We start from the raw sequence: 13,065 nt of genomic DNA on the forward strand, positions 1-13,065 counted from the left end.
ACGAGGAACCATGCGCACGAAGCGAGGAGGAGTTAGGAATTATGTTGGAATTTGATTTTGAAATGGAACCGCTCGCTAAAATTAAGGTCATCGGTGTAGGTGGCGGTGGTAGTAATGCTGTGAATCGGATGATCGAGACCGGCGTCAAAGGCGTCGAGTTCATTACCGTAAATACAGATGCGCAAGCGTTGCACTTAACGAAGTCCGAACAAAAGCTTCAGATCGGGGACAAGCTAACCCGCGGTCTCGGCGCCGGAGCTAATCCGGAAGTGGGCAAGAAAGCCGCTGAGGAATCCCGCGAATTCATTACGAACACGCTGAAAACCGCTGATATGGTATTCGTTACGGCAGGTATGGGTGGCGGTACGGGTACCGGCGCGGCTCCTGTCATCGCGGAACTGGCTAAAGAATGCGGCGCGCTGACCGTAGGCGTCGTTACGCGTCCGTTCACTTTCGAAGGCCGTAAGCGTTCTATGCAAGCGGATCTCGGGATTGAAGCTCTCAAAGAAAAAGTAGACACGCTGATCGTTATTCCTAACGACCGCTTGCTGGAGATCGTCGACAAGAAGACTCCGATGGTGGAGGCGTTCCGCGAAGCCGATAACGTCCTTCGTCAAGCGGTGCAAGGCATTTCCGATTTGATTGCCGTACCAGGCCTAATCAACTTGGACTTCGCCGACGTCAAGACGATCATGACCGAACGCGGATCCGCTCTGATGGGCATCGGAACCGCTACGGGCGAGAACCGCGCCATGGATGCAGCGCGTAAAGCGATCATGAGCCCGCTGCTCGAAACTTCTATCGAAGGCGCGCGCGGCATCATCATGAACATTACGGGCGGCTCTAACCTGTCGCTGTTCGAAGTCAACGAAGCTGCCGAAATCGTCATCTCCGCTTCCGATCCGGAAGTTAACATGATCTTCGGCGCAAGCATCGACGACAACATGAAGGACGAGATCAAAGTCACCGTCATCGCGACAGGCTTTGAGCACCGCAACGCGTCTCGTCGTCCATCGCCGGGTTTGCCGCAGCAGCATCAACATCAAGCGCCTCAGCCTCAACACCAGGCGCAACAAGCTGCAGAACCGACGACAAGCGCGAACGATTCCCGTACGAACGGGAATAACATTCGTCCGTTCGGAACGCAAAATTTGTCTAGCGACCAACTGGACATTCCAGCGTTCCTGCGTAACCGTCGCGACCGCTAATTTGTAATCCTCAAGCTCCGATTCCATTTATGGGATCGGGGCTTTTTAATTTTCCACACGACATCGATATCCCTGTCGCTCAGGTAGCGCACCGGTTCGCTTAGATTTACGCACCCAATCCGCCTATCTGTTACCCGGCTAGGTCCTCTTAACTTCCCTTTACAACGATATCCCCTCCGCTCAGGAACGGGGCAACAACACAGGAACTCCCCTTACAACGAAATCCCCACTGCTCAGGAAACGAAACAATGGCAACAAGGAATCCACTTGCAACGATTTCCACCTACCACCTATTTCAGGTACGTAGGGCTATTCAAGGGGAAAGAAATAGGCGTGGGTCAGCAAAAAAGCGACTACCCGACAAGAGCAATTGCAGCATGCTTCTGCCTGACCGGTCTGGATGAGCGACGGTTAAGTGTACCCGTTAACTTAGGGTAGTTAATACCGACCCGACGCACGCAGTCACGCAACAAATCGATAAAGATCGAGGAATCTTCTTGTCTACTATCTATGTAGCAATAATGATCAAGATAGACTTGCAGATGTTTTAATCCGACGCCGCGGAACTTGGACGCCATCCATCTTTCCGCGTCTCTGCAGACCCATCTTAGTTCGCGGTTAACTTCCTTGCCGTGGCGCTTCGTGACGATGGTACCGGGTATGGAGGTTGGAACTACAACTTGCTGAATGAACGATGAAGCGTCGGGAGAACTATGACGATCTTTCCGCAACGATCGAGGCGAGACTCGTATTTTAAAACGTGTTATTTCACCGTGCTCATCTTCCATTGAACCGACAAATACGGGTTGCTCGAATTCAAGAAAATTACGCGGCGGAATAATCCGTCTATACAGGATCGCATCCGACACGCGAACGATTCCGCTTAGCAGATTTTCGGCATCCGACTGGCTCATGGCAAAGCGAATTTTGTGGCAGATCAACCACGCAGTTTTGTACGAGACATTTATTTTTTCCGACAGCTGGAGCGCGTTGATGCCTCTCCATTGCGTATGTAGGAAAATAGCACGAAACCATGATCGAAGAGGCGTGCGTGAACCTCGGAAAATGGTATCGGAGATGAGGGAAGTTTGCGTTCTGCATCTAGCGCATTCGTACAGCGGAAGACGGCGAGTCGAAGTTACGTAGCAATTCGTATTCGAACAGATCGGGCAGCGAAAGCCATCCGGCCATTTGACTTTGAATAACGCTTGCATGCAATCTTCCTCTGTCTCGAAAGAGCTGCAAAAAGCTTCGTAAGTCATGTCCAAGGCGTTCAACTCCTTAAATTCGAACATGTGTTCTTGTTTAGATTATAGCAAACATACGTTCTTATATCAACGATTTTATGGAATATTATACTAACCCAAATCCAGCCTGAGCGAAGGGGATATCGTTGTAAAGGAGGTTAAAAGAGAACGTGACGCGCCTGAATCCGGACTGAGCGAAAGGGATACCTATGTCGACAAAAAAATGAAGGAAAGGCCGGCATGGTTTGACAGACACCTTATTTGAAAGCGATTATACTGATTTCATCCATCCCGGCCTACATGGAAAGCGGAAGTTCCGGGCGAACAAGGATGGGGGTTCCAGATGGTCGTATACGTGGATCTCGTGTTTTTCACTAATCTAGCGGTTGACGGAATCGTACTTTTACTAACGGCCAAAGTAAGGCGGATCTACCCCGCGAAATCCCGGGTAATCGGCGCAGCCGTACTCGGGGCGATTTATGCGGCTTCAATGTTTTTGACGAGTGTTCCGTTTCTGTACTCTTTCGCAGGCAAAGTGCTCGTATCGCTAGCTATGGTGTTCCTGACGTTCGGTTACGGTGGCCCTATGCAACTATTACGCAACATCGGCGCTTTCTATACGGTCAATTTCGCGACGCTCGGCGGCGTTATCGGCTTAAGCTACTTGATTAGGTCATCGGATACGCCGTGGGGAGGGATGTCGGTTACGCAAGACGGCGGCATCGCCTTGCAATGGCAAATGCAGCTTGGTCTATTCGTGACGACGTTCTTGTTGTCCGTATGGTTGTTCCACGGAACGTCGGAGACGCGCCGCAAGCGGCAAAACGTAGAGGCGCTTATCTGGGACGTCGAAGTGCGGGTGGAAGGTCGAACTTGGACGGTCAGAGGGCTTTTGGATACGGGCAACCGGTTGTACGAGCCGTTAACGAGAACGCCTGTCATGATCATGGAAGCAAGCGTGTGGAAAGAACAGTTGCCGGCCGGATGGTGCGACCGGCTAAAGGGCGAATCGGCGGACAGCTTGGTCGCCGAGCTCGGCACGGACGATCCCGAGCCGTTCGCATGGAGCCATCGGCTTCGGCTGATTCCTTATCGGGCCGTTAACGGAAGCCCGAAGCTAATGTTAGGTTTTAAGCCAGATTCGGTTACCCTTACCCATCAAGGGCAAACCCCATTGACGTCGGTACGCGTATTGATCGGATTGGACGGCGGAACGTTGTCATCGGATGCCAGTTACCGTGCCATCGTCCATCCCGACCTGGCGCAAGCGGACGCTAAAGCGTCGGCGCCATCTCAGCCAGCCTGACAGGAGGATTGCAGAAATGCTCGTGAACTTGAAACTAAAGTCCCAACTGACGCTCTACCGCCTGCTGTTCTTGCTTGGCTGGAAGAGCGAAGAAGTGTATTACATCGGCGGGAGCGAGGCATTGCCCCCACCGCTGAGCCGTGAAGAGGAAGAGTATTTGCTGGAGAGGCTGAATACGGGCGATGCCGCGATCCGAGCGATGCTTATCGAGCGCAACCTGCGGCTTGTCGTCTATATCGCCCGCAAATTCGAGAACACCGGCATTCATATCGAGGACCTTGTTTCGATCGGCGCAATCGGACTCATTAAAGCGGTCAATACGTTCGATCCGGACAAAAAGATCAAATTAGCGACTTACGCATCGCGCTGCATCGAGAACGAAATCTTGATGTACTTGCGCCGCAATAGCAAGACGCGCACGGAAGTATCCTTCGACGAGCCGCTGAACATCGATTGGGATGGTAACGAGTTGTTGCTCTCCGACGTGCTCGGAACTGAGAACGACACGATCTATCGCAATATCGAGGAACAGGTCGATCGCAAGCTCCTCCATAAAGCGTTGGATAAACTAAGCGACCGGGAGCGGACGATTATGGAGCTAAGGTTCGGTCTCGCCGACGGGGAAGAGAAAACGCAGAAGGATGTCGCGGATTTGCTGGGCATTTCCCAATCGTACATTTCCCGTCTGGAAAAGCGAATAATTAAGCGGCTGCGTAAGGAATTTAACAAAATGGTGTGAATTTTAGCGAAAATTCGATCTTTTCACTCATTTACCACTAGCGGGCGAAGTCTCATTTTGCGGAATAAAAACCCCCTTGCCGGAGATACTTTACATTAATGCTGCTCCCCGGGAGGAATTGCCTTGACCCGCAACAAAGTGGAGATTTGTGGAGTGGACACCTCAAAGCTGCCCGTTCTGACTAATGCCGAAATGAGGGAACTATTTCTAGCTCTGCAAACACGTGGAGAGATAACGGCCCGGGAAAAATTAGTGAATGGCAACCTTCGGCTCGTGCTGAGCGTCATTCAGAGGTTTAATAATCGGGGGGAATTCGTGGACGACTTGTTCCAAGTCGGCTGTATCGGTCTCATGAAAGCGATCGATAATTTCGACCTTGGACAGAACGTACGCTTCTCCACGTACGCGGTTCCGATGATCATCGGCGAAATCCGGAGATATTTACGTGACAACAATCCGATTCGAGTATCGCGGAGCCTTCGAGACATTGCCTACAAGGCGTTGCAGGTGAGGGACCAATTGACCAATCAACATGCCAGAGAGCCGACGATTTTGGAAATTTCCGAAGTGCTGAATGTGCCTAAAGAGGACATTGTTTTCGCGCTAGACGCGATTCAAGATCCCGTGTCGTTGTTCGAACCGATCTATCATGACGGCGGCGATCCGATCTTCGTTATGGATCAGATTAGCGACGAACGGAACAAGGATATTCAGTGGATCGAAGAAATCGCGCTCAGAGAAGCGATGCGAAAGCTGAACGAACGCGAGAAAATGATTTTATCGATGCGGTTTTTCGAAGGGAAAACCCAGATGGAAGTAGCCGACGAGATCGGCATTTCGCAAGCGCAGGTTTCTCGGCTTGAGAAATCGGCGATTCAGCAAATGCAGAAACACGTAAAAACTTAATAACGGTTTGTTGCGAAAGGTGGAGCCAAGTGGCTTCACCTTTTTTTGGTAGGGCGAGACAATTCGGGGAGCGCGGCTCATATATTGATTTATAGGGTGCGAAGCCCGGCCTACGGGGAGCGTGAGCGCATGAAAATATCCGATTTCCAGACGAAGGACGTCATCAACATCGTAGACGGCAAAAAGCTTGGGCAAGTGAGCGATCTCGAGCTTGATCTGCGTCAAGGAAGAATCGATGCGATCGTCGTGCCGACGTCGACCCGCTTGTTCGGCATGTTCGGAGGGGGAAACGATGTCATCATTCCATGGCGGAATATCGTGAAAATAGGCACCGACGTCGTATTGGTACGTCTGGATGACGCCAAGGTAACATACCGGTTGGAAGACGGGGATCAGCATCTCGCTAGATAGCTTCGTGTCCTGAGCGCAGCTATGGTACACTGTGCTTTGGGAGGTGTTCCCTCATGGAACCTTTTGTTTTGCGGCAGGAAGACGCGAACGATGCTTTGTTGATGTTGCAGTCTTGGTGCGCCGATGAAGGCATCACCGCGGGATTCACGACGAGGCATGCAAGCAATACGGCGCTCCACGTCGGAGATGACCCGGATTCCGTAATCGCGAACCGTAAACAAATCGCGCAGATGCTCGGCTGGTCATTCGAAGTCTGGACATGCGCCGAGCAAGTGCACGGCAACGATGTGAAAGTAATCGCGCGGGAAGACGTAGGCAGCGGAAGATACGATCGCGACAGCGCGATTCAAAATACGGACGCGTTAGTGACGAATTTGCCGGACGTCCTTTTGGCGATGTTTTACGCGGATTGTGTTCCGTTATATTTCTATGATCCCCATACTCAAAGTCTCGGTTTAGCCCATGCCGGCTGGAAAGGGACTGTCGCCGATATCGCCTCGCGAACGGTTGGGAAAATGACGGAAGCGTTCGGCGCGGAGCCCGCAAACGTTCGCGCGGCGATCGGTCCGTCGATCGGCGGATGCTGCTATGAGGTGGACGAAGCCGTGCTCCGGCACGTCCGGCCGGTCGTGAATACGCTGTTCGAAGACGGCGAAAAAGCGTCGGCGGAGCGAATTGTCATGCCCGCTCGCGATGGACGAGCTAGACTGGACTTGAAACTATTGAACCGACATCTTATGATAAAAGCAGGAATTTTGCCGAGCAACATCGAAATGACATTATGGTGCACGGGTTGCCGCAAAGATCTGTTATTCTCTCATCGGATGGAGAACGGCAACACCGGGCGAATGATGAGCTGGCTCGGAAGGAAAACGAGGTGAACGTGCCGTGACGCTGCAAACCCGTCTGCGGGACGTGGAAAGCCGGCTGCAGGAAGCATGCCGCAGAAGCGGCAGAAACCGCGAAGAAGTGCAAATCATCGCGGTCACGAAGTACGTATCGACGGCGACGGCCGAAGCCGCGGTACGCGAAGGGCTGAATCATATCGGCGAGAACCGTTGGCCCGACGCCAAAGAAAAGTGGGAAACGCTGAAAGATCAAGCCGTGTTCCACTATATCGGGTCACTTCAGACTAACAAAGTCAAGGATGTCGTCGGCAAGTTCGACTTCATTCATTCGCTTGATCGCTTGTCGCTCGCCGAAGCGATTCATCAACGAGCGAGCCTGCTCGGTCTCGAGGTGCCTTGCTTCTTGCAGGTGAACGTCTCGGGGGAGCAATCGAAGCATGGTCTTCCACCGGACGAGCTGGGGGCGTTTATTCGCCAGCTTGAACCTTTCGACCGCATCAAGCCGATCGGCTTGATGACGATGGCCCCGTATGAAAGCGAGCCAGAGGATACCCGTCCAATCTTCCGCAAGCTTAGACAACTCAGAGACGACCTCAATCGGACTGCGGTATGGAGAGAGCCGCTTACGGCGCTCTCGATGGGGATGTCGGGAGATTTCGAGGTTGCCGTGGAAGAAGGCGCAACCCACGTGCGTTTGGGTACGGTCTTAGTCGGGAAAGAAGATTAGAGGAGGGAATATTATGGGCGTCATGAACAAATTTCTGAATTATCTGGGCTTGCAGGAAGAGGAAGAGCTGGTCGAAGCCGGCGATCGTAATACCCGTCACGACGAAGAGCAAGAAATTGAAACGCCGGTCTTTGATTCGCGTAAACAATCAAGTAAGAACAATGTCGTGAGCATCCATTCGCAGAAAAACGCCCGCGTCGTATTGACCGAGCCTCGTACATATGACGAAGCCCAAGACATTGCCGATCACTTGAAATCCCGCCGCTCCGTCGTCGTGAACTTGCAGCGCGTAAGAAGAGACCAAGCGATCCGCATCGTAGATTTCTTAAGCGGTACCGTGTACGCGCTGGGAGGCCACATCTCTAAAGTAGGCTCCGACATTTTCCTGTGCACGCCCGACTCCGTAGAAGTATCGGGTACGATCACGGAGATTTTAACGGAGGAAGCCGACAACCCTAGAATGAGGTGACCCATTGAACGATATTTCCCATTATATCGATATGCTGGCGGATATTTATTTTTACATGATTCTCATTTACGTACTGATGTCTTGGCTGCCTAACGTTCGCGAAAGCTTCGTCGGCGAGATGCTGGGCCGATTAGTGGAACCGTACTTGAGACCGTTTCGCCGCATTATTCCGCCGATCGGCGGCATTATGGACATTTCGCCGATCGTCGCTTCTTTGTCTGTTTATTTAGTAGCCAGAGGCTTGAAGGTCGTTATCGACGCGTTCGTACAGTAGGAAGGAACGATCATGGCTCACAAAAATATTTACGAACATTTTCACCCGGACGAGAAATCGTTCGTGGACCGCGCCTGGGAATGGGTCGAACGTGCCGCGCTTTATCACGAGATGAAGCGCACGGACTTTCTCGATCCTCGCCAGGCGTCTATTTTGTTGTCGCTCGCGAATCGCCATCCGGATGCGCAAGTCCGGCTCGACGGAGGTTATTCCCAGGCGGAGCGCCGTAGGGCGCTCGTCGCGCCGGATTACCGGATGCTCGAAGACGAGGATATGGGTATTACCGTACTAGATATTGCTTCGGACGATCGCCGCATATCGGATTTGGACCATGGCGACTACTTAGGGGCGCTGCTCGGTCTCGGAATTAAACGAGAGAAGATCGGCGACCTGCACGTCAGCGAGTCAGGCTGTCATGCGCTCATCACCGAGGAGATCGGCGACTTCCTGATCGGTCATATGAAGCAGGCGCATCGGGTCGATGTGTCCGTTTCGGTGCGGCCGCTTGCCGAGTTGAAGGTCGTTGTGTCGAAGATGGACGAGCAGGTACTTTCCGTCGCCTCCATGCGACTGGATGGCATTGCAAGCGATGTGTTTCGGTTAAGCCGGACGAAAATCGTGGATCCGATTCGTGCGGGCCGATGCCGAGTGAACTGGAAAGCAGAAGAGAATCCGGCCGAATCGTTGAAGGAAGGCGACGTCGTTTCCGTCAAAGGCCTCGGGCGATTTAAAGTGCTCGAAGTCGAGGGAATGTCGAAAAGCGGTAGAATTCGGGTAAGAATCGGTAAATTTGTATGATCGGTTAGCAGGAATCGAGCGCGTTTCGTCGAATTGAGTCTATGACTGGAACAGGAGATATAGACAATACGAACTCGGAGGTGCGCCAGTGCCATTATCACCATTAGACATCCACAATAAAGAATTCGGCCGCCGACTGCGCGGATACGACGAAGACGAAGTAAACGAATTTCTCGATCAGATCATCAAAGATTTCGAAGCGCTGATCCGCGAGAACAAAGAACTTAACAATCAAGTGAGCGCAGCGCAAGACAAGCTGGGGCACTTCTCCAACATCGAAGAGACGCTCAGCAAGACGATCATCGTCGCGCAAGAAGCGGCTGACGATTTGAAGTCCAACGCGAAGAAGGAAGCGCAGCTCATCGTTAAGGAAGCGGAGAAGAACGCAGACCGCATTATCAACGACGCGCTCTCCAAGTCCCGCAAAGTCGCGCTGGAAGTCGAAGAGCTGAAGAAGCAAGCCGCGATCTATCGCGCCCGGTTCCGCGCGCTCGTCGAGACGCAGCTTGAGCTGCTGACGCAGGACGGCTGGGAATCGCTCGATCATCGGGAGCCTAGAGGCATCGAGGCATAAAGCGAACGAGCTAATAAGAGACCTTTCGGGGTCTTTTTTTTTGCGCCCGATTTAAGTCCGCCGTTTGACAAACTTCACAACAATCAGTATAAATGGAGTATACTAATGATCATTCGATGACGGGAACAGTACGCATGCATCAGGTCTCAAGAGAGTTGGCGGAAGGTGCGAGCCGACGACCGAAGCTTGCCGAAGATCATCCCCGAGAAGCTTGCTCGAACATCGCGCGGCAGCGCGCAAGTAGAGGTAGCCGGACGCTCACCGTTATAAGAGCTGGCCGATACGATTCGGCCGCCAAGAGCCGCCCCGTCGGGTATCCCGATCGGAAGCGGAACAAGGGTGGTACCGCGAGTTCAACCTCGTCCCTTACCGGGATGAGGTTTTTTGTTATTTTCAGACATGATAAGGGGTTGAGTCTTATGCGTCGCGTAGACGTCAAGGAGCGGGCTAGAGCCCGCGAGCAGCGCATTTTGGAACAATGGAGCAAAGAGAATACGTTCCGTCAGTCGATCGAGAACCGGGCGGACCGTCCGAACTTCGTCTTCTACGAGGGACCGCCGACGGCGAACGGCAAGCCGCACATCGGACACGTGCTCGGCCGCGTCATTAAAGATTTTGTTAGCCGTTATAAGACGATGGCGGGCTATCGCGTAATCCGCAAAGCCGGCTGGGATACGCATGGTCTTCCGGTTGAGCTCGGCGTGGAGAAACAACTCGGCATTTCGGGCAAGCAGGAGATCGAGAAGTACGGCGTGGAACCGTTCATCAAGAAATGCCGCGAGAGCGTGTTCGAATACGAGCGCCAATGGCGCGAGCTGACCGAAGCGATCGCTTATTGGACGGATCTCGACGATCCTTACATCACGCTCAAGGACGAGTACATCGAGAGCGTATGGCATATTCTCGCCACGATTCACGAGAAAGGGCTACTGTACCGCGGCCATCGCGTAAGTCCTTATTGCCCGGATTGCCAGACTACGCTTAGCTCGCACGAAGTGGCGCAAGGCTACGAGGACGTCAAAGACTTGACGGCGACCGCGAAGTTCAAGCTGTCCGGCAGCGGCGAATACGCGCTCGCCTGGACGACGACGCCATGGACGTTGCCTGCGAACGTTGCGCTAGCCGTAAATCCGGAGTTAGATTACGCCCGCGTACGCCAAGCGGACGGCGTATACATTCTCGCGAGCGCGCTCGTCGAGAAAGTGATGAAGGGCGACTACGAAGTGCTCGGTACGGTCAAAGGACGCGAGTTGGTTGGCCTGACGTACGAGCCGCTGTTCCCATACGTGACGGTAGATAACGCCTACCGGATCATCGATGCCGACTACGTTAGCGATACGAGCGGTACCGGTATCGTTCATATCGCGCCCGCTCACGGCGAAGACGACCACCGCGTCGCCAAACAGCACGGCATCCCGATGCTCATGGTCGTGAACAGCGCCGGACGTTATATCGATGAAGTAACGGATTTGGCCGGACGGTTCGTCAAAGATTGCGACGTCGATATCGTGCGCAAGCTTTCCGAGCTTGGTCTGTTGTACCACAAGGAAAAATACGAACACAGCTACCCGTTCTGCTGGCGCTGCAAAACGCCGTTGCTCTACTACGCGACGGAGAGCTGGTTCATCAAGACTACGGCGGTCAAAGACCAATTGATCGAGAACAACAAGACGATCCAGTGGTATCCGGAGCATCTTCGCGACGGACGCTTCGGCAAGTTCCTCGAAGATCTCGTCGACTGGAACATTAGCCGTAACCGTTATTGGGGTACGCCGCTTAACGTATGGACTTGCGAATCGTGCGGGCACGAGAAGGCGGTGCATAACCGGAGCGAGCTACGCGAGCTAGCGGTGGGCGACGTCGCTGCGGATCTGGAGCTGCATAAGCCGTACGTCGACGCCGTGCAACTGAAATGCTCTTGCGGAGGTGTCATGACCCGCGCGTCCGAAGTGATCGACGTCTGGTTCGACAGCGGTTCTATGCCGTTCGCGCAATATTTCCACCCGCTAGGCGACGAAGCGAAGTTCGCCGAGCAATATCCCGCGGATTTCATTTGTGAGGGCATTGACCAGACGCGCGGCTGGTTCTTCAGCCTGCTGGCCGTCTCGACGCTGTATAACGGCAAAGCGCCGTACAAATCCGTAATCTCCACCGGCCACGTGCTGGACGAGAACGGGCAAAAGATGAGCAAATCCAAAGGCAACGTTATCGACCCTTGGGAAATCATCAACGAATTCGGCACCGACGCGTTCCGTTGGGCGCTTCTCGCGGACAGCGCGCCGTGGAACAGCAAACGGTTCTCGAAAGGCATCGTGGCGGAAGCGAAATCGAAAGTCGTGGACACGCTAGTGAACACGCATGCTTTCTATGCGCTCTACGCGACGATCGACGGGTACGTGCCGGGTCAGCATCCGACTGTCAAGTCCGACAATAAGCTTGACCGGTGGATCATTTCCCGTCTGAATTCGCTTGAGGCGTCCGTTACCACCGGGCTGGAAGCGAACGACTTTCTCAATCCGGCGAAAAATATCGAGTCGTTCATCGACGAGCTGTCCAACTGGTACGTGCGCCGTTCGCGCGACCGTTTCTGGGGAAGCGGGCTTACGGACGATAAGCTGGCCGCTTATCAAACGCTCGGAAGAGTGCTGCTCGTGTTGTCTCGCCTGATCGCGCCATATGCACCGTTCGTTGCAGAGGACATCTACGGCAATTTGGGCGGCGAAGGAAGCGTCCATTTGGCGGACTATCCGGTAGCGGACCTATCTGCGATCGACGAAGAGCTGGAACGGGACATGGCAACTGCCCGCAATCTCGTCGAACTGGCACGTAACATCCGTAACGAGTCCAACATCAAGACGCGCCAGCCGTTGTCCGATCTTCTCGTATCGCTGAGCGGGGCGTTCAATTTGGCGGACTACGAGGACATCATCAAAGACGAGATCAACGTGAAGACGATCACGCTCGCCTCGGACGACAGCAGCTTCGTTAACTTCAACTTAAAGCTGAACCTCAAAGTCGCGGGCAAAAAATACGGCAAAAACGTCGGTCCGATTCAAGCGGCGCTTAAGGCCTTGAGCGGAGACGAGTCTCATAATGTCGTACAGACGGGCGTGTTCAACTTCGTATCGCCGGAAGGCGAAGCGCTTGCGATCGGAGTCGACGAGTTGCTCGTCGAGAAAGAAGCGAAATCCGGTTTTGCGTCGGCATCCGGTGGCGGCGTCACCGTCGCGTTGAATACCGAGATTACGCCGGAGCTCGAGCAAGAGGGCTGGGTACGCGAAGTGATTCGCGCCGTGCAGGACACGCGGAAGAAGCTCGATTTGCCGATCGAGAAGCGCGTAGATCTGGTGCTGGATGTCGATTCCGAGCTGGAAGCGGCGCTTGTTAAATTCGACGGCGTCCTCCGCGATAACGTACTCGTTAACGCGGTTACGTTCGGCCGTACGGAAGGCATGGAGACGCTGCAAGCGGGAGATAAGACGATTTCGCTAGCGATCGTCTAAGAAGCATAATCGGACGCCGATTTAGCCAAACCTAATAAGGACTGCGATATTGACG

Annotated in this window: 13 protein-coding genes and 1 other annotated feature; of the genes, 12 read left to right on the top strand and 1 reads right to left on the bottom strand. The window is 53.5% G+C overall.

Going from position 1 to position 13,065, the window contains the following annotated elements:
* The first annotated feature begins 41 nt into the window (after nt 1-41).
* Nucleotides 42-1,208: a cell division protein FtsZ gene (gene ftsZ / locus ACFPQ4_RS22445; protein WP_378114160.1), complete on the top strand. Its 1,167-nt coding sequence runs from the start codon at nt 42-44 to the stop codon at nt 1,206-1,208.
* A gap of 353 nt (nt 1,209-1,561) precedes the next feature.
* Here the strand turns inward: ftsZ and ACFPQ4_RS22450 are convergent, their stop codons facing one another.
* On the bottom strand, nt 1,562-2,470 hold the full coding sequence (locus tag ACFPQ4_RS22450) for a transposase (RefSeq protein WP_378114514.1): 909 nt from the start codon (nt 2,468-2,470) through the stop codon (nt 1,562-1,564).
* Nucleotides 2,471-2,798: 328 nt separating this feature from the next.
* On the opposite strand from ACFPQ4_RS22450, the gene spoIIGA reads away from it, so the two are divergent.
* The 11 genes from spoIIGA (at nt 2,799) to ileS (ending at nt 13,010) form a co-directional block, all read left to right on the top strand.
* Complete coding sequence (gene spoIIGA / locus ACFPQ4_RS22455) at nt 2,799-3,761, top strand: sigma-E processing peptidase SpoIIGA (protein WP_378114161.1); 963 nt, start codon at nt 2,799-2,801, stop codon at nt 3,759-3,761.
* A 16-nt stretch (nt 3,762-3,777) separates the two neighbouring features.
* Complete coding sequence (sigE, locus tag ACFPQ4_RS22460) at nt 3,778-4,500, top strand: RNA polymerase sporulation sigma factor SigE (protein WP_378114162.1); 723 nt, start codon at nt 3,778-3,780, stop codon at nt 4,498-4,500.
* A 123-nt stretch (nt 4,501-4,623) separates the two neighbouring features.
* Complete coding sequence (sigG, locus tag ACFPQ4_RS22465; RefSeq protein ID WP_378114163.1) at nt 4,624-5,406, top strand: RNA polymerase sporulation sigma factor SigG; 783 nt, start codon at nt 4,624-4,626, stop codon at nt 5,404-5,406.
* A gap of 129 nt (nt 5,407-5,535) precedes the next feature.
* A complete protein-coding gene (locus ACFPQ4_RS22470) occupies nt 5,536-5,817 on the top strand; it encodes a YlmC/YmxH family sporulation protein (RefSeq protein ID WP_378114164.1) in 282 nt (93 codons plus the stop codon).
* 53 nt (nt 5,818-5,870) lie between these two features.
* The gene (gene pgeF, locus ACFPQ4_RS22475; protein ID WP_378114165.1) at nt 5,871-6,698 is read left to right on the top strand and encodes a peptidoglycan editing factor PgeF; all 828 of its coding nucleotides are present in this window, start codon (nt 5,871-5,873) and stop codon (nt 6,696-6,698) included.
* 7 nt (nt 6,699-6,705) lie between these two features.
* A complete protein-coding gene (locus ACFPQ4_RS22480; protein ID WP_378114166.1) occupies nt 6,706-7,392 on the top strand; it encodes a YggS family pyridoxal phosphate-dependent enzyme in 687 nt (228 codons plus the stop codon).
* Nucleotides 7,393-7,405: 13 nt separating this feature from the next.
* Complete coding sequence (locus tag ACFPQ4_RS22485; protein WP_378114167.1) at nt 7,406-7,861, top strand: cell division protein SepF; 456 nt, start codon at nt 7,406-7,408, stop codon at nt 7,859-7,861.
* 4 nt (nt 7,862-7,865) lie between these two features.
* Nucleotides 7,866-8,135, top strand: coding sequence for a YggT family protein (locus ACFPQ4_RS22490; RefSeq protein WP_378114168.1), 270 nt, complete (start codon nt 7,866-7,868; stop codon nt 8,133-8,135).
* Between the two features lie 12 nt (nt 8,136-8,147).
* Nucleotides 8,148-8,933 carry a YlmH family RNA-binding protein gene (locus ACFPQ4_RS22495; protein WP_378114169.1) on the top strand — a complete coding sequence of 262 codons (786 nt, stop codon included), beginning with the start codon at nt 8,148-8,150 and terminating at the stop codon, nt 8,931-8,933.
* Between the two features lie 88 nt (nt 8,934-9,021).
* A complete protein-coding gene (locus tag ACFPQ4_RS22500) occupies nt 9,022-9,507 on the top strand; it encodes a DivIVA domain-containing protein (RefSeq protein ID WP_378114170.1) in 486 nt (161 codons plus the stop codon).
* Nucleotides 9,508-9,614: 107 nt separating this feature from the next.
* Nucleotides 9,615-9,877 (top strand) — a binding site (T-box leader).
* A gap of 49 nt (nt 9,878-9,926) precedes the next feature.
* Nucleotides 9,927-13,010, top strand: a complete 3,084-nt coding sequence (ileS, locus tag ACFPQ4_RS22505; RefSeq protein ID WP_378114171.1) for an isoleucine--tRNA ligase — start codon at nt 9,927-9,929, stop codon at nt 13,008-13,010.
* The last annotated feature ends 55 nt before the right edge of the window (nt 13,011-13,065 follow it).

Origin of the sequence: Cohnella yongneupensis (assembly GCF_042655785.1) — a bacterium.
In the GTDB taxonomy this organism is placed as follows: domain Bacteria; phylum Bacillota; class Bacilli; order Paenibacillales; family Paenibacillaceae; genus Cohnella; species Cohnella yongneupensis.